Annotated in this window: 17 protein-coding genes and 1 tRNA gene; 14 read left to right on the top strand and 4 right to left on the bottom strand. The window is 65.8% G+C overall.

Annotation, left to right across the window (positions count from 1 at the left end; translation table 11 throughout):
- Positions 1-18: 18 nt before the first annotated feature.
- Positions 19-300 (bottom strand): hypothetical protein, encoded by a 282-nt coding sequence (locus AXA74_RS12540; RefSeq protein ID WP_029577467.1) that lies wholly within the window; start codon positions 298-300, stop codon positions 19-21.
- Positions 301-432: 132 nt separating this feature from the next.
- Here AXA74_RS12540 and AXA74_RS12535 point away from each other — a divergent pair, with 132 nt between their 5' ends.
- The 3 genes from AXA74_RS12535 to greA all read left to right on the top strand — a co-directional run bounded on the left by AXA74_RS12535 (position 433) and on the right by greA (position 3,195).
- Positions 433-1,749: a solute carrier family 23 protein gene (locus AXA74_RS12535; RefSeq protein ID WP_029577466.1), complete on the top strand. Its 1,317-nt coding sequence runs from the start codon at positions 433-435 to the stop codon at positions 1,747-1,749.
- A gap of 183 nt (positions 1,750-1,932) precedes the next feature.
- Entirely contained in the window at positions 1,933-2,412 is a 480-nt protein-coding gene (locus AXA74_RS12530) for a helix-turn-helix domain-containing protein (RefSeq protein ID WP_029577465.1), read from the top strand.
- 306 nt (positions 2,413-2,718) lie between these two features.
- Positions 2,719-3,195, top strand: coding sequence for a transcription elongation factor GreA (gene greA / locus AXA74_RS12525; protein ID WP_029577464.1), 477 nt, complete (start codon positions 2,719-2,721; stop codon positions 3,193-3,195).
- Between the two features lie 242 nt (positions 3,196-3,437).
- Here the strand turns inward: greA and AXA74_RS12520 are convergent, their stop codons facing one another.
- The gene (locus AXA74_RS12520) at positions 3,438-4,043 is read right to left on the bottom strand and encodes a YhbY family RNA-binding protein (RefSeq protein WP_032979791.1); all 606 of its coding nucleotides are present in this window, start codon (positions 4,041-4,043) and stop codon (positions 3,438-3,440) included.
- A gap of 18 nt (positions 4,044-4,061) precedes the next feature.
- Here AXA74_RS12520 and AXA74_RS12515 point away from each other — a divergent pair, with 18 nt between their 5' ends.
- The 5 genes from AXA74_RS12515 (at position 4,062) to AXA74_RS12495 (ending at position 10,006) form a co-directional block, all read left to right on the top strand.
- Positions 4,062-4,733: an RlmE family RNA methyltransferase gene (locus tag AXA74_RS12515; RefSeq protein WP_029577462.1), complete on the top strand. Its 672-nt coding sequence runs from the start codon at positions 4,062-4,064 to the stop codon at positions 4,731-4,733.
- Positions 4,734-4,907: 174 nt separating this feature from the next.
- A complete protein-coding gene (gene ftsH / locus AXA74_RS12510) occupies positions 4,908-6,794 on the top strand; it encodes an ATP-dependent zinc metalloprotease FtsH (protein WP_029577461.1) in 1,887 nt (628 codons plus the stop codon).
- 30 nt (positions 6,795-6,824) lie between these two features.
- Entirely contained in the window at positions 6,825-7,667 is an 843-nt protein-coding gene (gene folP, locus AXA74_RS12505) for a dihydropteroate synthase (protein WP_029577460.1), read from the top strand.
- Positions 7,664-9,007 (top strand): phosphoglucosamine mutase, encoded by a 1,344-nt coding sequence (glmM, locus tag AXA74_RS12500; protein ID WP_029577459.1) that lies wholly within the window; start codon positions 7,664-7,666, stop codon positions 9,005-9,007. The genes folP and glmM overlap by 4 nt, the downstream gene beginning before the upstream one ends.
- 183 nt (positions 9,008-9,190) lie before the next feature.
- Positions 9,191-10,006 carry a GNAT family N-acetyltransferase gene (locus tag AXA74_RS12495; RefSeq protein ID WP_029577458.1) on the top strand — a complete coding sequence of 272 codons (816 nt, stop codon included), beginning with the start codon at positions 9,191-9,193 and terminating at the stop codon, positions 10,004-10,006.
- Positions 10,007-10,071: 65 nt separating this feature from the next.
- Here the strand turns inward: AXA74_RS12495 and ppx are convergent, their stop codons facing one another.
- Positions 10,072-11,553 (bottom strand): exopolyphosphatase, encoded by a 1,482-nt coding sequence (ppx, locus tag AXA74_RS12490; RefSeq protein WP_029577457.1) that lies wholly within the window; start codon positions 11,551-11,553, stop codon positions 10,072-10,074.
- A gap of 198 nt (positions 11,554-11,751) precedes the next feature.
- Here ppx and ppk1 point away from each other — a divergent pair, with 198 nt between their 5' ends.
- The 6 genes from ppk1 to AXA74_RS12460 all read left to right on the top strand — a co-directional run bounded on the left by ppk1 (position 11,752) and on the right by AXA74_RS12460 (position 18,096).
- Complete coding sequence (gene ppk1, locus AXA74_RS12485) at positions 11,752-13,830, top strand: polyphosphate kinase 1 (RefSeq protein ID WP_032956170.1); 2,079 nt, start codon at positions 11,752-11,754, stop codon at positions 13,828-13,830.
- Between the two features lie 234 nt (positions 13,831-14,064).
- Complete coding sequence (gene pstS / locus AXA74_RS12480) at positions 14,065-15,102, top strand: phosphate ABC transporter substrate-binding protein PstS (protein WP_029577455.1); 1,038 nt, start codon at positions 14,065-14,067, stop codon at positions 15,100-15,102.
- Between the two features lie 128 nt (positions 15,103-15,230).
- Positions 15,231-16,244, top strand: a complete 1,014-nt coding sequence (pstC, locus tag AXA74_RS12475; RefSeq protein WP_029577454.1) for a phosphate ABC transporter permease subunit PstC — start codon at positions 15,231-15,233, stop codon at positions 16,242-16,244.
- Positions 16,245-16,258: 14 nt separating this feature from the next.
- The gene (pstA, locus tag AXA74_RS24165) at positions 16,259-17,116 is read left to right on the top strand and encodes a phosphate ABC transporter permease PstA (protein WP_029577453.1); all 858 of its coding nucleotides are present in this window, start codon (positions 16,259-16,261) and stop codon (positions 17,114-17,116) included.
- Positions 17,117-17,143: 27 nt separating this feature from the next.
- The gene (gene pstB, locus AXA74_RS24160; protein ID WP_029577452.1) at positions 17,144-17,920 is read left to right on the top strand and encodes a phosphate ABC transporter ATP-binding protein PstB; all 777 of its coding nucleotides are present in this window, start codon (positions 17,144-17,146) and stop codon (positions 17,918-17,920) included.
- A 99-nt stretch (positions 17,921-18,019) separates the two neighbouring features.
- Positions 18,020-18,096 (top strand) — tRNA-Pro (locus tag AXA74_RS12460).
- Positions 18,097-18,453: 357 nt separating this feature from the next.
- On the opposite strand, the gene AXA74_RS12455 is transcribed toward AXA74_RS12460, so the two are convergent.
- Complete coding sequence (locus AXA74_RS12455; protein ID WP_029577449.1) at positions 18,454-19,533, bottom strand: permease; 1,080 nt, start codon at positions 19,531-19,533, stop codon at positions 18,454-18,456.
- Between the last annotated feature and the right edge of the window lie 393 nt (positions 19,534-19,926).

Genomic DNA, 19,926 nt, shown 5'->3' with positions numbered 1-19,926 from the left:
TCAGCGCGGGCGCCGCGGCTAGCCCTGCAGTTGCTTGAGCTGCTCTTGCAGGACCTTCTGGATCTGGCCCTGCAAGGCGGCCGCCTGGCTGTTCAGGGCCTGCAGCTGCTGGGCCTTCTGCTCGGCCGTGGCATTGCTGTTGCGCACGCGCTCCATCTGTTGCAGCACCAGGCGCAGCTGCTTCTGCAGTTCGCGCAGCGTCTGCTGCACGGCGCTTTCGCTCTTGCCGCTGGACGCCGCGGGCGCGCTGCGCGACAGGATGGAGGCATAGGCGCTGGAACCGACTGAAGAAATCGCCACGGGTTGTCCTTTGGAAGGGGTGAGGGTTACTCCTAGTACGGCAGCCGGCGAAGAAAACTTAAACCCGGTTGCCCCTGGCCTGACCGTGCCCTTACACTTCGCCCCGGATCCCTTCACCCTCTCCCGATTCCCATGTCCAACTCCTATTTCCCGCGCTGGCGGCTGGCCGATGATGCCGTGCCGGGCGCCCTGATCGCGCCCGATGAACGGCTGTCCTGGCCCAAGAACATCGCCATGGGCGCGCAGCACGTGGTGGCCATGTTCGGCTCGACCGTGCTGGCGCCGCTGCTCATGGGCTTCGATCCCAATGTCGCCATCCTGATGTCGGGCATCGGCACGCTGATCTTCTTCCTTTTCGTCGGCGGCAGGGTGCCCAGCTACCTGGGGTCCAGCTTTGCCTTCATCGGCGGGGTGATCGCCGTGACCGGTTATGCCGGATCGGGGCCCAATCCCAATATCGGCGTGGCGCTGGGCGCCATCATCGCCTGCGGCCTGGCCTATACCCTGATCGGCCTGCTCGTCTGGGCGGCCAATGCCCGGGGCGGAGCTGGCGCCAACTGGGTCGAGGCCCTGATGCCGCCGGTGGTGACCGGCGCGGTGGTGGCGGTCATCGGCCTGAACCTGGCGCCCATCGCGGCCAAGGGGGCCATGGGGGCCTCCGGCTTCGATGCGTCCATGGCCATCGTCACCATTCTCTGCGTGGGCGGCATCGCCGTATTCACGCGCGGCATGGTGCAGCGCCTCTTGATCCTGGTGGGGCTTATCCTGTCCTGCGTCATCTACGCCCTGCTGGCCAATGGCCTGGGCCTGGGCAAGCCCATGGACTTTGCCGGCGTGGCCGCGGCTCCCTGGTTCGGCCTGCCGCAATTCGCCGCGCCGGTCTTCAAGGCCCAGGCCATGGGGCTGATCGTGCCGGTGGCCATCATCCTGGTGGCCGAGAACCTGGGCCACCTCAAGGCCGTCAGCGCCATGACCGGCCGCGACATGGACCGCTACCTGGGCCGGGCCTTCGTGGGCGACGGCGTGGCGACCATGGTGTCGGGCGCGGTGGGCGGCACCGGCGTGACCACCTATGCCGAGAATATCGGCGTCATGGCCGTCACCCGCATCTATTCCACCCTGGTCTTCGTGCTGGCCGCGCTGATCGCCATCGTGCTGGGTTTTTCGCCCAAGTTCGGCGCCTTGATCCAGACCATCCCCGGTCCGGTCCTGGGCGGCATGTCGGTGGTGGTGTTCGGCCTGATCGCCATCGCCGGCGCGCGCATCTGGGTCGTCAACCAGGTCGATTTCAGCGAGAACCGCAACCTCATCGTGGCCGCGGTCACCCTGGTGCTGGGCGCGGGCGACTTCACCGTCAAGCTGGGCGACTTCACGCTGGGCGGGATAGGCACGGCCACCTTCGGCGCCATCATTCTCTACGCCATCCTGGGCCGCAAGCGGCGCGGCTGAGCGTCGCCCGGCCGGCGCGCCGCGGTCCCGTCGGGGCCGCGTTTTTTTTTGCGCGCTTGCCTTGGCGCGACTGGAATTTCCCGCGACTTTTTGTTACTTAAGGGGAAGGCCCCGGCCATCGAGGCCTCTGGCGCCCACGCGCCATCCAAATTGTGGGATCACCAAACGAGGTGTGGTGCCGACATGAACAGCCACGAAGAATTCAGCAAGAGATTGGGCCGCTCGATCGCCGATCATCGGCGTCTTCGAGGCCTGACCCAGGAGCAGGTGGCCGAGCGCCTCGGCGTGGAGCAGGAAACCATCTCGCGCTTTGAGCGCGGCGCGACCCTGCCGCCCTTGAACCGCCTGCTGGACCTGACCGAAGTGCTGGGCGTATCGCTGGATGCGGTGCTGGCCGGCGGGCCGGCGCGCCAGACCGACCAGGCCAGCGACATCGCCGCCCGCCTGTCGCAGTTGTGCGAGGAGGACCGCGAGTGGGTGCGGCGCTGGGTGGTGGACCTCTGCCAGCGCCTGGCCCGGCACCGGGCTGGCCTGCCCGCGCCGGAGGGCCAGCCGTCCGCGGCCGCGGCATCATCCTGTGCGCCGCCTCATGGCGTGGTCCGTGTCGATAACGTCGGTTTTTTTGCCGAAACTGGCGCCCAAATGGCGCCCAACAGCCGATAAATCTGGGCCGCTCCCAGGGGGCTTGCTTTTCCCCGGGAGTTTGACCACAATGACACCTTGACTGCCCCGGTTCCGACCCGAGCCGGGGTTTTGTTTTGGCTTTGAGCCACGCTTTCCGTCTGGGGCGTGCCGCGGTCCGGCCTTGCTGTGTTTGGCTGGCCGCCAACATTCTGGAAGATCACACGCCAAACTGCCCCGGGGCGACCCCGCCAGGGCAGCGACGGCGTACTGTCTTTTGGCAGCGTGGCTTGGGCCTTCACCGAAACGCCTCTACGGGGCGTTTTCTACTTTTGCTGGGATAACGACATGTCTGCCATTCCTTTGACAGTGCGCGGGGCCGAGCGCTTGCAACAAGAGCTGCACCGGCTGAAAACCATCGAACGTCCGGCGGTGATCAATGCGATCGCCGAGGCCCGGGCCCAGGGTGATCTGTCGGAAAATGCCGAGTATGATGCCGCCCGCGAGCGCCAGGGTTTTATCGAGGGACGCATCGCCGAACTCGAAGCGACGCTGTCCAACGCGCATTTGATCGATCCGACCGCGCTTGACGCGGAAGGCCGCGCCGTATTTGGCGCAACCGTCGAAATCGAAGACCTGAATTCGGGCGACCGCCTGACCTATCAGATCGTCGGCGACGTGGAGGCCGATATCAAGTCCAACCTGATTTCGGTGTCCAGCCCGGTGGCCCGTGCCTTGATCGGCCGGTCCGAGGGTGACGTAGTGGAAGTGAAAGCACCCTCGGGTGTGCGCGAGTACGAAGTCATCGGCGTGCGCTACCTCTAAGCGCCAAACCGCCCCCCTTCGTGGACTTCACCGGTCAATGCATTGCCCGCCAGGGCGGCCGGCTCATCGTCCCGAGTCCAGGGGGGCGCGGTTTTATCCGGAATTTGCGCGCCACGCGGCCGGACAGGGCGGCGAGGCGCAAAACGCCCAGAAAGGGCGATTGTTGTCCGCCCAGGGCAAACAAAAAAGGAGCCGGGCGGCTCCTTCGGAATCGGGAGCCCGAAGGCTCCCGGCAAGACGATTTATTTGCTCTTGATCACGCGCGCGCGCTGCAGGCCGCCCCGGGCGCTGCCGCTGCGGGCGCCAGCGCGCAGCGACAGGGCGCTGCCGGCGCGGCGCGGGATCCCGTGGCCGGCGGCCTCCTTGGGCTTGCGCGTCGAGGGACGCATCGGGCGGCCCTTTTCGTTCAGGGGCACCGAGCGCGGCGCCGCCGTCTTCGGCGTCTCTCCCTCGGCGGGCTTGCGTGGGCGGCCCTTGGCCAAGGTCTTGCCTTCGGCGGCCAGCTTCTTGGGCGTGTGCGGCTCGCTGGCGCGGCGCTTGCCCGAAGCCTCGGCGGCTTGCGCCGGCGTCGTGGCCGAGGGGCGGAACAGGATCAGGATCTTGCCCAGGTGGTGCACCGGGGCGCAGGAAAGCGTATCGCAGATGCTGGCCAGCATGGCCTCGCGCGTGCCGCGGTCCTCGCCGCCGGCACGCACCTTGATCAGCTCGTGCGAGGTGAGGGCGCGGTCGATTTCCTTCAGGACGGCGTCGGTCAGGCCCGCGTCGCCGATAAGGACGACAGGCTTCAGGGGGTGGGCGGCGGAACGAAGATCGCTACGCTCGCGTGAGGTGAGTTCTAATATAGGCATGCGTGGAATTGTACGGTAATGGCCAAAAAGAAATTCTCCAAAGATTGGATTCATCAGCACATCAACGACCCTTATGTGAAGCTGGCGCAACAGAAGGGCTACCGGGCGCGCGCCGCCTTCAAGCTGATCGAAATCCTCGAAACCGAAAAACTGCTCAAAAAGGGCGATGTGGTGGTCGACCTCGGCTCGGCGCCCGGCAGCTGGTCGCAGGTCGCGCGTGAACGCCTGGCCGGCGCCGGCGGGGTGATCGACGGGCGCATCATCGCCCTGGACCTGCTGCCCATGGAGCCCATCGCCGGGGTGGAGTTCTTCCAGGGCGACTTCCGGGACGACGAGGTGCTGCGCGAACTCGAAGAAAGGGTGGGAAATCACGCGGTGGACCTTGTAATTTCGGATATGGCCCCCAACCTGTCCGGGGTGGGGGCGGCCGACTCGGCCCGGATCCAGCATGTCTGCGACCTGGCCCTGGAATTCGCCTGCGCGCATCTGAAGCCCAACGGCGCCCTGATCGTCAAGGCGTTCCACGGCAGCGGGTTTTCGCAGATCGTCCAGTCCTTCAAGCAGCGTTTCAAGCGGGTGGTCGAGCGCAAGCCCAAGGCTTCGCGCGATAAATCCTCTGAAACTTTCCTGGTGGCGCGTGATCTCAAGGACCCCGTGGTGAGGGATTCGAAAAACAATCCAACGGAATAACACAAAAGGGGTAACACCCCTGAACAGCCCGGGCGTAACAGGCCGCGGGGCGCCAACCGGCGCAATCTGCCTTGTCAGGGTAGAATGGGCCATTGACTTTACATTGCAGGCCGGGCGCTGTTGCGCGCGGGAGCGCCGGGTCTGCCGGTCGGAATCGAGAGCAGGAGATCGACCTTGAACAATTCGTTTTCTAAAGTTGCGGTCTGGATGGTGATCGCGCTGGTGCTGTTCACGGTATTCAAGCAGTTCGACGGACGTGCACAGAGCCAGGATGGCGTCACCTACACCCAGTTCATGGATGATGCCAAGGCAGGCCGCATCCGCAAGGTCGACGTCCAGGGCGATGTGCTCTACGTCACGCCGGACACCGGGCGTTCGTACACGCTCACTTCGCCGGGCGACCTCTGGATGGTCTCGGATCTGCTGAAGTATGGCGTGCAGGTTTCCGGCAAGGCGCGCGAAGAGCCGTCGCTGCTGATGAGTATTTTCGTGTCCTGGTTCCCGATGCTGCTGCTGATCGGCGTCTGGGTGTTTTTCATGCGCCAGATGCAGGGCGGCGGACGAGGCGGCGCGTTCAGCTTCGGCAAGTCGCGCGCCCGCATGCTGGACGAAAACACCAACCAGATCACCTTCGCCGACGTCGCCGGCTGCGACGAAGCCAAGGAGGACGTCCAGGAGCTGGTCGACTTCCTGCGCGATCCCAGCAAGTTCCAGAAGCTGGGCGGCCGCATTCCGCGCGGCGTGCTGATGGTCGGCTCGCCGGGTACCGGCAAGACGCTGCTGGCCAAGGCCATCGCCGGCGAAGCCAAGGTGCCTTTTTTCAGCATCTCCGGCTCGGACTTCGTTGAAATGTTCGTCGGCGTGGGCGCGGCCCGTGTCCGCGACATGTTCGAGAATGCCAAGAAGCACGCGCCCTGCATCATCTTCATCGACGAAATCGACGCGGTCGGCCGCCAGCGTGGCGCCGGCCTGGGCGGCGGCAACGACGAACGCGAACAGACCTTGAACCAGATGCTGGTCGAAATGGACGGCTTCGAGTCGGGCCAGGGCGTCATCGTCATCGCCGCGACCAACCGTCCCGACGTGCTGGATCCCGCGCTCCTGCGTCCGGGCCGCTTCGACCGCCAGGTCGTGGTGCCCCTGCCCGATATCCGCGGCCGCGAGCAGATCCTGAAGGTGCACATGCGCAAGGTGCCGCTGTCGCCCAATGTCGACGCCACCATCCTGGCCCGCGGCACCCCCGGTTTCTCGGGCGCCGACCTGGCCAACCTGGTCAACGAAGCCGCGCTGTTCGCCGCCCGCCGCAATGGCCGCACGGTGGATATGTCCGACTTTGAAAAAGCCAAGGACAAGATCATCATGGGCGCCGAGCGCCGCTCCATCGTCATGCCCGAGGAGGAGCGCCGCAATACCGCCTACCACGAGTCCGGCCATGCCATCGTGGCGCGCATGCTGCCCAAGACCGACCCGGTCCACAAGGTCACCATCATCCCGCGCGGCCGCGCGCTGGGCGTGACCATGCAGCTGCCGGAAAGCGACCGCTACAGCATGGACAAGGATCGCCTGCTGAACACCATCGCGGTGCTGTTCGGCGGCCGTATCGCCGAAGAGGTCTTCATGAACCAGATGACCACCGGCGCTTCCAACGACTTCGAGCGCGCCACCGCCATCGCCCGCGACATCGTCACCCGCTACGGCATGACCGACGAGCTGGGTCCCATGGTCTATGCCGAAAACGAAGGCGAGGTCTTCCTGGGCCGCAGCGTGACCAAGACCACCCACGTCTCCGAGGCGACCATGCAAAAGGTCGACAACGAGATCCGCCGCATCATCGACGAGCAGTACGGCGTGGCCCGCAAGATCCTGGAAGACAACCGCGACAAGGTCGAGGCCATGACCCGCGCGCTGCTCGAATGGGAAACCATCGACGCCGACCAGATCAACGACATCATCGAAGGCCGTCCGCCGCGTCCGCCCAAGACCCCCCAGGGTCCGTCGGACTCGCAGGACACGCCGGCCAGCGGCATGGCCGCCGGGGGCAATACGGCCGCCGCGGTGTAAACCACGGCCGTCGTTCCCCGAAGTTTTTACATGGCCAATTCTTTTTTGTGCGGGCGCTTCGAGCTGGATCTCGAGCGCCCGCTTGTCATGGGCATCGTCAATGTCACCCCGGATTCGTTTTCCGACGGCGGCGAGCACGATGATCCCGATGCCGCCGTCGCGCATGCGCGCAAGCTGATCGCCGAAGGCGCCCAGATTCTCGACCTGGGCGGCGAGTCCACGCGCCCTGGAGCGCCTCCCGTGCCGGCCGAGGAAGAGATGAAACGGCTGTTGCCCGTCATCGAGGCCTTGCGCGATTGCGGCGTGCCGCTGTCCATCGACACCTTCAAACCCGAGGTCATGCGCGCCGTGCTCGACGCTGGCGCCGACATGATCAACGACATCTATGGCTTTCGCCAGCCCGGCGCCATCGAAGCGGTGGCGCCGTCGCGCTGCGGGCTGTGCGTCATGCACATGAAGGGCGAGCCGGGCACGATGCAGGACGCGCCGGAGTACACCGATCTGCTGGGCGAGATCGGCGTATTCCTGGGCGCGCGCGCCCAACGCCTGCGCGCGGCCTGGGTCGATCCGCGCCGCATCGTGCTGGACCCGGGCTTCGGCTTCGGCAAGACCATGGACCAGAATTTCCAGTTGCTGCGCAGGCTGGCCAGCCTGCGCGCCTCCAGTTATCCGCTGCTGATCGGCGTGTCTCGCAAATCCATGATAGGGGCCGCCACCGGACGCCCCGTGGGCGAGCGCCTGCCCGGCAGCATTGCCGCCGCCCTGGCCTGCGTGGCCCGTGGCGCGTCCATCGTGCGCGTGCACGATGTGGCGGCCACGGTCGACGCCCTGAAGGTCTGGCAGGCGGCCGAACAAGGAGCCATCCTCACATGAGTCAACGCAAGTATTTCGGCACCGATGGGGTGCGTGGTGAAGTCGGCGGTCCGGTGATCAACGCGGCGTTCGCGCTGCGCCTGGGCTATGCCGCCGGCCGGGTGCTGGTGCGCCGCAATGCCGGCCGCCTGGGGGGACGTCCCCAGGTGCTGATCGGCAAGGACACCCGGATCTCGGGTTATATGCTCGAGTCGGCGCTCGAGGCCGGCCTGTCGGCCGCGGGCATCGATGTGCTGCTGGCCGGTCCCATCCCGACGCCGGGCGTGGCCTATCTCACGCGCACCCTGCGCCTGGTGGCAGGCATCGTCATCAGCGCCTCGCACAATCCCTACCAGGACAACGGCATCAAGTTCTTCTCGGCCGAGGGCACCAAGCTGCCCGACGAGGTCGAGGCCGAGATCGAGGCCGCCCTGGACGAGGAGTTGGGCTGCGTCAAGTCCGAAGAGCTGGGCCGCGCCCGGCGCATGTCGGATTCGCAGGGCCGCTATATCGAATTCTGCAAGAGCACGGTCCCGCACACGCTGGACCTGCATGGCATGAAGCTGGTGGTCGATGCCGCCCACGGCGCGGCCTACAACATCGCGCCGCACGTCTTTCGCGAGGTGGGCGCCGAGGTGCATGCCATCGGCGTGTCGCCGGACGGCTTCAATATCAACAAGGGCGTGGGCGCCTTGCATCCCGAGTCGCTGGCCGCCGAGGTCAAGGCGCGCGGCGCGCATTACGGTATCGCCCTCGATGGCGATGCCGACCGCCTGCAGATGGTCGATGCCAGCGGCCGTATCTACAACGGCGACGAACTGCTCTATGCCATCGTGCGCGACCGCATGCGGCATGGCCGGGTCGAAGGGGTGGTGGGCACGCTCATGACCAACTACGGCTTCGAGCTCGCCATGCAGCGCCTGGGCGTGGCCTTCGAGCGCGCCAATGTAGGCGACCGCTATGTGCTCGAACAGCTGCTGGCCCGGGGCTGGCAGTACGGTGGCGAGAGCTCCGGCCACCTGTTGTGCCTGGACTGCCACACTACCGGCGACGGCACCATCGCGGCCTTGCAGGTGCTGGCCGCGCTGCAGGGCAACAAGACGCAGCTGGCCGAATGGGTGTCGGACCTGCGCATGTACCCGCAGGTCATGATCAATGTGCCGCTCAAGCCGGGCATGGACTGGAAAACCCACGCCGGGCTGGCGTCGGCGCGCGAGGCGGTCGAGGCCGAGCTGGCAGGCCGGGGCCGGGTGCTGATCCGGGCCTCGGGCACGGAACCGAAACTGCGCCTGATGGTCGAAGCCGAAGACGAAGCGCTGGCCCGGGCCAGCGCCGAGAAGCTGGCTGCCAGCCTGAACTGACCTCTCTGGAGCACCCCGACAAACGGCCCGCCATGAGCGGGCCGTTGTTGTAACCATATGAGAACAAGCCGTTTTCTGCGCAGTTTCCGCGGGCGGCGTAAACTTCACAGTCAAGTAACATTTTGGTCAGACTACTGACATGACGCGCGTCCACACTTGCTGCAAATTTAGGAGCCCCGCGCAATGCTTGAACTAGCCCGCTTGGATAAAGTGACCGATGGCAGCGGCAATTGGGCCGGCACGGGCCAGCGCACCTTGGCCGTGGGCCTGGCTCGCACGCCCGAGGAGGTCGAGCAGATCCAGCGTCTGCGCTACCAAGTCTTTACGCATGACATGGGGGCGGTGTTTCCCGATGCCCACGACGGCATAGAGCAGGACAGGTTCGATCCCTGGTGCGAGCACCTCATGGTGACGGAGCTGGACACCGGCCGCGTGGTCGGCACCTACCGCATCCTCACCCCCGAGAAAGCCCGCGAGGCCGGGGGCTATTACTCCGAGTCGGAATTCGACCTGGCCGGACTGGGCGCCTTGCGCAACGAAGTGGTGGAGCTGGGCCGCTCCTGCACCGACGCCGAGTACCGCAGCGGCGCGGTCATCATGCTGCTGTGGTCGGGCCTGGCCGAATATCTGCGCCGCGGCGGTTACCGCTACGCGCTGGGCTGCGCCAGCGTCAGCCTGCGCGATGACGGCGTGACCGCCGCCGAAGTGTGGCGCACGGTGTCCAAGAGCCTGCCGCGCGAGGGCGAGCCGCGCGTCACGCCGCTGCACCGCTACCCGGTGGAGCGCCTGGACAGCACGCTGCCGGCGCGCGTGCCGCCGCTCATCAAGGGCTATCTGAAGCTGGGCGCCCGGGTCTGCGGCGAACCGGCCTGGGATCCGGATTTCAATGCCGCCGATTTCCCCGTCCTCATGGACCTCGAAATGATGGACGAGCGCTACAAGCGCCATTTCGGGCTGGCCGAACCTCCGGCCGAACTGCGCCCCACGGGGACGCGCTGATCATGCGCCGGGTATTGCGCCGCTGGAAAATCCGCTTCGTGCGGCGCGCTACCCGGCCCGTGAGGCTAGCGCTCAAGCAGCTCGAACGCGAAACCAACCTTGCGCCATTCTGAGACTTCACCCTGAAGCGTGAAGTCCGTCAGGGGGTGGCTGTCGAGCCATTCGCGTGGGATTTCCACCTGGATATGGGTGCCTTCGATCTTCAGCTTGAAGGGCAGGGGCGTGTCTTCGCGCCGGCGCAGCAACAGCACCGCCATGCGCAGGCACAGGATGGCGATCCACTGGCCGCGGCTGCGCACCAGGGCCTCGGCCTTGGTCAGCTTGCCCTGGCTGGCCAAGGCCAGCATGGCCATGAGCTGCTGGTCGGCGCGCGAAAACCCCGGCATGTCGGCGTTTTCCAGCACATAGGCGCTGTGCTTGTGATACGCATTGTGCGCAATGGACAGGCCGACCTCGTGCAGGTCGGCCGTCCAGCCGATGGCGTTGCGCAGTTCGGCGCGCTCGGCGCCCTCGGGCATGAGCTCATCGAACAAGGCCAGCGCCGTCTGGCGCACGCGGCGCGCCTGGTTGACGTCGACGTGATAGCGCTTCATGAACTGGCGCACGGACTCGTCGCGCTTGTCGTGCCGGTCGTCGCGGCCGATCAGGTCATACAGCACGCCCAGCCGCAGCGCGCCATCGCCGGTGTGCATGACCTCGATGCCCAGCTCGTCGAACAGGGCGCTCATGATGGCCAGGCCGCCCGGCAGCACGTCGGCGCGCTCCAGCTTGATGCCGGGCAGTTCCGAAGGGATGACCTTGCCTGAGCGGATGATGCGGTCTTTCAGCTTGGCCATGCCGGCCGCGGTGATGGCCCTGGCAAAGCCGCATTCGGTCAGGATGGCGAACAAGGCCTTGGCCGTGCCCGAGGAGCCGTAGGCCTCCTTCCAGCCCATCTTGCGGTATTGCTTGGCGATGACTTCGATCTCGCGGCGCGCGGCGATCTCGGCCTGTTTCATGGCAGTGCCGTCGACCCGGCCATCGGGAAAGAACTGGCGGCTGTAGCTGACGCAGCCCATGTACAGCGAAGACATCAGGTTGGGATCCAGGCCCTTGCCGATGATGACCTCGGTGGAGCCGCCGCCGATGTCGATGACCAGACGCTTGTTGGGCGAAGGCGGCAGGCTGTGGGCCACGCCGGTGAAGATCAGGCGGGCTTCTTCGCGCCCGGCGATGACCTCGATGGGAAAGCCCAGCGCCGCCTCGGCGCGCGGCAGGAAATCGGGGGTGTTGCGCGCGACCCGGAAGGTGTTGGTGGCCACGGCCCGCACCCGGTTGGGGTGGAAGCTGCGCAGGCGTTCGCCAAAGCGCTCGAGCACGCCGACAGCGCGGTCGATGGCCTCGTGGCCCAGGATCTTGTCCTGGCCCAGGCCCGCGGCCAGCCGCACGGTCTCTTTGAGGCGGTCGATCTGGTAGATCTGCGCCACGCCATCCTGCTGGACAACGCGGCCGATGGATAGGCGGAAACTATTGGACCCCAGGTCCACGGCGGCCAGAAGATGATCCATGTGCTCGCAGGTGTGACGGTAATCGCCCCGATTATAGAGACCCGATATGACAATGCTGGCAGACCGGGCGTTTTCTTGGGCGCAACGCCGGCTGTCATGTGTCCCGCTTTTGACGTACGCTATGACATCACCCGGCGTCACGGAACCGTCACGATTTTGCAGTAAAACCAGAGGCTGTTGATTTGCATGGAAACCGGTATGTCCATCCGTTCGGTTGACGAACCCCTGCTGCTTAACCGCGAGCTGTCGCTGCTCAAGTTCAATGAGCGCGTGCTGGCGATGGCCGAGAGCCCCAATACGCCCCTGCTGGAGCGCCTGCGCTATGTGTGCATCGTGAGCTCCAACCTGGATGAATTCTTTGAAATCCGCATCTCCAGCCTGAAAGAACAGCAGCGCCAGAGCCCCGGCGTCGTGGGACCGGACGGCCGCACGCCGGACCAGGCCTTCGAAGAAGTGCAGCAGGCCGTGCACGCCCTGGTGGCGCGCCAGTACGATCTGCTCAATGACCAGATCCTGCCGCGCCTGCACCAGGAGGGCATCGCCCTGCACCATGCCTCGGAATGGAACGAAGCGCAGCAGGCCTGGGCCCACGACGTGTTCACCCGCGACGTGATGCCGCTGCTCACGCCCATCGGGCTGGATCCGGCGCACCCCTTTCCGCGCGTCTACAACAAGAGCCTGAACTTCATCGTCGCCCTCTCGGGCGCCGATGCCTTCGGGCGCCAGGCGTCGATCGCCGTCGTGCAGGCGCCGCGCGCGCTGCCGCGCCTGATCAAGATGCCGTCCGAGCTGTCCGGCCAGCCCGAAGGCTATGTGCTGCTGACCTCGCTGCTGCGCGCCTTCGTGGGGGAGCTCTTTCCGGGCCTGGAAATGCTGGGCTGCTATCAGTGGCGCGTCACACGCAACAGCGACCTGTTCGTGGACGAGGAAGAAGTCACCAATCTGCGCCACGCCTTGCAGGGCGAACTGTCGCAACGCAATTTCGGCGCCGCCGTGCGCCTGGAAATCGACAAGCTGACGCCGCCCGAGCTGGAGACCTTCCTGCAGCGCGAATTTTCGCTCACGGCCGCCGACACCTACCGGGTCAGCGGCCCGGTCAACCTCTCGCGCCTGATGCAGCTGTGCAACGTGGCCACGCGCCCCGAGCTGCTGTTTCCGGCCTACCAGGCGCCGGTGCCCGCTCCCTTTGACCGGCTGGGCGACAAGCCGGCGGAACTCTTTGCCGCCGTGGCCGAGCGCGACTGTCTGCTGCATCATCCCTATCAGTCCTTCCAGCCGGTGATCGACTTCCTGACCGCCGCCGCGCTGGACCCGGACGTCATGGCCATCAAGCAGACCATCTACCGGACCGGCGAGGACTCCGAGCTGATGAAAATCCTGCTGGCGGCCGCCCGCGCCGGCAAGGAGGTCACGGTGGTGGTGGAGCTGATGGCCCGCTTCGACGAGCAGACCAACATCAACTGGGCCGCGCGCCTGGAAGAGGTGGGCGCGCATGTCGTCTATGGCGTGGTGGCGCACAAGACCCACGCCAAGATGGCGCTGGTGCTGCGCCGGGAAAGCGGCCGCCTGCGCCGCTACGCCCACCTGGGGACCGGCAACTATCATCCGCGCACGGCCCGCCTCTATACCGACTTTGGCCTGCTGACCGCCGACCCGCGGCTGTGCGAAGACATGGACAAGGTCTTCGGCCAGCTGACTGGCCTGGGCGCGCGGCGCGAACTCAAGGCGCTCCTGCAGTCGCCCTTCACGCTGCACCAGGGCATGGTGGACCTGATCCGCGCCGAAGCCCGTGCCGCCAGGGCCGGGCGCCGCGCCCGCATCATGGCCAAGATGAACTCGCTGCTCGAGGAGCAGGTGATCGAGGAGCTTTACAAGGCCAGCCAGGCCGGCGTGAAGATCGACCTCATCGTGCGCGGGGTCTGCGCGCTGCGCGCCGGCGTGCCCGGCCTGTCCGAGAACATCCGCTTGCGCTCGGTGGTGGGGCGCTTCCTGGAGCATTCACGGGTGTTTTATTTCTATGCCGACGGCGAGGAGACCACCTATCTGTCCTCGGCCGACTGGATGGACCGCAACTTCTTCCGCCGCGTCGAGGTGGCCTTCCCGGTCTACGACAAGGCCCTGAAAAAGCGCGTCATCGATGAAGCCTTCACCTATGCCCTGCGCGACAACCAGCTCGCCTGGCAGCAGCGGCCCGACGGCGATTACACGCGCGTGCAGAACCGGCGGCCGGCATTCAATGTGCACCAGTACCTGATGGAAAAACTGGGCCATCCCTGAGCCGCGGGTCCGCCCCGGCGGCGGGCGGGCGTTGTGGGACGGCAGGGGAAGGGGGCGCGCAAGCGCCCCTTTGTCATGGCTGGCGGCATATATGGGGAACGACCCTGCATGTGACAGAACAAGGATTATGACTGTCACTATCTTGTCATTTTGGGTGCTTAAGATTCGCCCTGTCAGCCAAGAACGGGCAGCCAGCCCGCAGGTCTTTTCCCAAGAGCACAGAAGGAACCAGCAATGTTCAAACGTGTCTTCAAGCAAGTTTCCATCGGCGTGGCCCTGAGCGCCGCTGTCTTTGCCGCGCATGCCGCCGACATCACCGGCGCCGGCGCCTCCTTCCCCTATCCGATCTACGCCAAGTGGGCCTCCGACTACAAGGCCGCCACGGGCAACACCGTCAACTACCAATCCATCGGTTCGGGCGGCGGCCAGCAGCAGATCAAGGCCAAGACCGTCGATTTCGGCGCTTCGGACGATCCCCTGAAGGCTGAAGACCTGGAGCAGAACGGTCTGCTGCAGTTCCCGGCCGTGATCGGCGGCACCGTGGCCGTGGTGAACATCGACGGCGTGGCCCCGGGCCAGCTGAAGTTGTCGGGCAAGGTCCTGGCCGACATCTACCAAGGCAAGATCAAGAAGTGGGACGACGCCGCCATCAAGGCCCTGAACCCCGACGTCAAGCTGCCCTCGGCCGACATCGTCGTCGTGCACCGCTCGGACGGCTCGGGCACCACCTTCGGCTGGACCAACTATCTGTCCAAGGTCTCGGCTGACTGGAAGAACAGCGTCGGCGAAGGCAAGGCCGTCAAGTGGCCCACCGGCCAGGGCGGCAAGGGCAACGAAGGCGTCGCCGCCTACGTCGGCCAGCTGAAGAACTCCATCGGCTACGTCGAATACGCCTACGCCAAGCAGAATAAGCTGGCCTGGACCCAGCTGCAGAACAAGGACGGCAAGTTCGTCCAGCCCGAGCAGAAGGCCTTCGCCGCCGCGGCCGCCAACGCCGACTGGAAGAGCGCGCCCGGCATGGGCGTGGTGCTGACCGACGAGCCGGGCGCCGATTCCTGGCCCGTGACCGCCGCCACCTTCATCCTGGTCCACAAGACCCAGGACAAGCCCGCCCAGGGCAAGGCCGTCCTCGAATTCTTCGACTGGGCCTTCAAGAACGGCGCCAAGTCGGCCGAGGCCCTGGACTACGTGCCCCTGCCCGACGCCGTGACCAATGAAATCCGCAGCGCCTGGAAGACGGTCAAGGGCGCCGACGGCAAGGCTGTCTACTGATCCAGCAAGCACCCGGGCGCGGGTGCCCGCCCACCGGGCGGGCCCCGCCGGGTCTTCCCGGCGCCGCGCCCGGCCTTGTCGTTTTCGCTCCCCCTGTCCCGTTGTGGCGTCAAAAGGAAAGCCTCTCCATGAGCGCGGTAATGGATAATAGTGTGCCGCTGCCGACCGGCAAGGCGGAACCCACCACCGGCACGCCTTCGCCTATGAAGCAAAACAACAACGCGCTGATGGATGCGCTTTTCAAGAACCTGACCCGCCTGTTCGCCTTCCTGGTGTTCATCCTGCTGGCGGCGATCATGGTGTCGCTTATCTACGGCAGCCGCGAGTCGCTCGCCAAATACGGCCTGTCCTTCCTGTGGCTCAATGACTGGGATCCGGTGCAGCAGAACTACGGCGCCGTCGTCCCCATCATCGGCACGCTGCTGACCTCATTCATCGCGCTGGCCATCGCCATCCCCGTGTCCTTCGGCATCGCCATCTTCCTGACCGAACTGTCGCCGACCTGGCTGCGCCGCCCGCTGGGCACCGCCGTCGAAATGCTGGCCGCGATTCCGTCCATCATCTACGGCATGTGGGGCCTGTTCGTCTTCGTGCCGGTCTTCCAGCAGTATGTGCAGCCGCTGCTCATCGCCACGCTGGGCAACGTGCCCTTGATCGGCGGGCTGTTCGCCGGCCCGCCCTTCGGCATCGGCATCTTCACCGCCGGCCTGATCCTGTCCATCATGATCATCCCCTTCATCGCGGCGGTCATGCGCGATGTCTTCGAGCTGGTGCCCGCCATGCTCAAGGAGTCCGCCTACGGCCTGGGCAGCACGACCTGGGAGGTCATGTGGAAAGTGGTGCTGCCCTTCACCAAGTCGGGCGTCATCGGCGGCATCATGCTGGGCCTGGGCCGCGCCCTGGGCGAAACCATGGCCGTGACCTTCGTCATCGGCAACGCCTTCCGCTGGTCGGGCTCGCTGTTCTCGCCGGGCAACTCCATCGCCTCGGCCCTGGCCAATGAATTCAACGAAGCGGGCGGCATCCAGAAATCGGCGCTGCTGGAGCTGGGCCTGATCCTCTTTCTCATCACCACCGTCGTGCTGGCCCTGTCCAAGATGCTGCTGGTCCGCCTGTCGGCCGCCGAAGGCACCAAGACCTGATCGCGGGAATACACATGGCTCAATCCTTGCTCAACATGAACAACGGCGTCTACCGGCGCCGCCGCGTGATCAACCGCTGCATGCTGACCGTGTCGCTGGGGGCGCTGCTGTTCGGCCTGTTCTGGCTGTTCTGGATCATCCTCACCCTGCTGGCCAAGGGCGCGCCCGCGCTGTCCTATACGCTGTTCACGGAAATCACCCCGCCTCCCGGCCAGGGCGGCGGTCTGGTCAATGCCATCGTCGGCAGCCTGCTGATGGCCGGCGTGGGCACCCTGATCGGTACTCCCGTGGGCATCCTGGCCGGCACCTACCTGGCCGAATACGGCCAGCGCGGCTGGCTCGCGCCGGCCACCCGCTTCCTCAACGACGTGCTGTTGTCGGCGCCGTCCATCATCATCGGCCTGTTCATCTACGCCGTCTATGTGGCGCAGGTCGGCCACTACTCCGGCTGGGCCGGCGCCCTGGCGCTGTCCATCCTGGTGATCCCCGTGGTGGTGCGCACCACCGACAACATGTTGCTGCTGGTGCCCAACAGCCTGCGCGAAGCCACCGCCGCCCTGGGTTGTCCCAAGTGGCGCATGATCACCATGGTCTGCTATCGCGCGGCCCGCACCGGCATCATCACCGGCGTGCTGCTGGCCGTTGCCCGTATCTCCGGCGAAACCGCGCCGCTGCTCTTCACCGCGCTGTCCAACCAGTTCATGTCCTGGAACATGAACGCGCCGATGGCCAACCTGCCCGTGGTCATCTACCAATATGCCGCCAGCCCCTTCCAGGACTGGAACAACCTTGCCTGGGCCGGTGCGACGCTGATCACCCTGCTGGTGCTGGGGATTAACATTCTCGCCCGCAATATGTTCCGCAAGTCGTAAAACCGCGCATCGGCACAAGGAAAAAACATGGAAAACACCGCACAAGCCGCGAAAGCCAAGATCGAGGTCAAGAACCTCAACTTCTACTACGGCAAGTTCCACGCGATCCGCAACGTCAATATGTCGATACGCGAGAACAAGGTCACCGCCTTCATCGGCCCCTCGGGCTGCGGCAAATCCACGCTGCTGCGCACCTTCAACCGCATGTTCGAGCTCTACCCCGGCCAGCGCGCCGAGGGCGAGATCATGCTGGACGGCGAAAACCTGCTGACCTCCAAGACCGACATCTCGCTGATCCGCGCCAAGGTCGGCATGGTCTTCCAGAAGCCCACGCCTTTCCCCATGAGCATCTACGACAACATCGCCTTCGGCGTGCGCCTGTTCGAGCGGCTCTCCAAGGGTGAAATGGACGAGCGCGTCGAATGGGCCCTGTCCAAGGCGGCGCTCTGGAACGAGGTCAAGGACAAACTGCACCAGAGCGGCAACAGCCTGTCGGGCGGCCAGCAGCAGCGCCTGTGCATCGCGCGCGGCGTGGCCATCAAACCCGAAGTGCTGCTGCTGGACGAACCCTGCTCGGCCCTGGACCCCATCTCCACGGCCAAGATCGAAGAGCTCATCGCCGAACTCAAGCACGAATACACCGTCGTCATCGTCACCCACAACATGCAGCAGGCGGCCCGCTGCTCCGACTACACGGCGTATATGTACCTGGGCGAGCTGATGGAATTCGGCGCCACCGACCAGATCTTCGTCAAGCCGGCCCGCAAGGAAACCGAGGATTACATCACCGGCCGTTTCGGCTGATCCCGCCGCCGTCCGCGGCGCTGCTTTCGGCCCGATCCGGCAGAAAGCGGGCCGATTCCGGCCGGCGGGACGCCGGCTTCTGTTATAGTCCTGATCCTTCGGGGCGTAGCGCAGCCTGGTAGCGCATCTGCTTTGGGAGCAGAGGGTCGCGAGTTCGAATCCCGCCGCCCCGACCATATAAAACAAGGCCTTACAGAGATCGATCTGTAAGGCCTTTGTCTTTGAGGGGGTTTTACCCCGTCGGCCGGCTCGGTTCGAGGCCGGATCGCCTCCAGCTCGGCGTCCCGGGACGCCATCTCACGCGGGGTGAAGCGCTTGGCCAGCGCGCCCCGATTCGGCACGAAGTCGACCATGCCTTCGGTGGCCAAGCGCCGCAGGGCCTCGCGGACGGGAGACGCCATATTCCCGCGTGAGATCGGCCTCGATGAGGCGCGGGCCCGGCGCGTAACGGCCTTCGTGGACTGCCTGGCGCGACCGGTCGAACAACAGGTCGACGCTCGTGCCGCTGCGGCGCTGGGCGGTGGCCGTCATTGTCAGAATCCCAGGGCGATGGCCAATCCCGCGGCGGCCAGGGCCATGACCAGCACGCCCGCGACCAGGGTGGCGAGTTCGGCGGGGCGGAAGGAGCGGGCGACCATGGCCAGGGAGGGCAGGCTGACCGGCGGCAGCGTCATCAGCAGGGCGGCCGCCGGCCCGGCGGCGATGCCCAGCGAGAGCATGGCCTGCACGATGGGCACCTCGCCGGCGGTGGGAATGACAAATAGCAGCCCCGCCACCGCCAGGCCGACGATCCATGCCAGTTCGTTGCCGATGCCGGCGTCGACGTGGGGGAAGAGCCAGGCGCGGGCCGCGCCCAGCAGCAGGACCAGGACGATGTATTCCGGGATCAGGCGCAGCGCCATGCGCGCGAACAGGCGCAGCCAGCGCGCGAAGGGATGCGCCTCGTCTTCGCCGCTGTCCACGGCGCCCACCCGCATGGCCCGGGCTTGGGCCTCATCGAAGCCGCGGGTCTCGCCGCGGCTCATGCGGTTAATCAGCCAGCCCAGGCCGAACACCATGACGATGCCCAGCGCCAGGCGCAGTCCGGTCCATTGCCAGCCCAGGACGAAGCCCATGAAGACCAGCGTGGCGGGATTGAGCATGGTATTGCCCAGCCAGAAGGCGATCGCGCTGCCGGGCGCGGCCTGGCAGCGCCGCAAGCCGGCCACCACTGGCGCGGCGCAGCAGGTGCACATCATGCCGGGCACGGACAGCAGGCCGCCGGCGACGACGCTGCCCAGCCCCGTGCCGCCCAGGGCCCGTACGATCCAGCGGCGCGGCAGCAGCGCCTGCACGGCCGAACCCAGCAAGAGGCCCAGCACCATGGCTTGCCAGATGGCCTTGCCGTAGGCTAGGGCATAGTCCAGGGCGGCCGCCAGCGAAGGCGCCGGCGGCGCGGCGTCGGCGCCCATCAGGATGGACGCGCCGATGGAGTGGTTCTCGGCCGCCACGAAGGCGCGGTGGTAATAGGGCGACCATTTCACATAGAACAGGCCCGCGACGGCCAGCAGGACGAAGACGGCAATACCCAGTCCGGGACGGAAGGCGCGGCGTTGGTCGGAGGTAGGGGTCATGGTGGGAAACCGGGGCCAGTAGAGGGGCTCATCCGTCCGAAGCATGGACCGGCCGGATGTCCGCTGGCATTGTAAACATGTCGCCCGGGCCAGACCGCTTGCCAGCCATATCCCATCATCGTCGCCCTGTGCGGGGCGAGGGATCTTGGCTCGTGGCGCGGCTCCCGTTCAACGTATGGGCGGGCGCTTCATGCACTGGCGTTGCGGGTGCCTGACGTATTGATACGCATACGTCTTTATTTTGAACCGTGAGCATAGATTTGGCGTGATGCGATGTCAACGGAAGCAGCGCGCTGACGCATAGAGAAATATCCTTGGTATATCCATCCATGAAGTGTCGGTCGCCCTCTTGTCCGGCCCATAAAGGGATCTGTGAGATGTCAGAAAATTTAT

Origin of the sequence: Bordetella hinzii LMG 13501 (assembly GCF_001548475.1) — a bacterium.
Taxonomy (GTDB): domain Bacteria; phylum Pseudomonadota; class Gammaproteobacteria; order Burkholderiales; family Burkholderiaceae_B; genus Bordetella; species Bordetella hinzii.
Note: the sequence above shows the minus strand (reverse complement) of the source record. Positions and strands in the feature narration are given on the sequence as shown.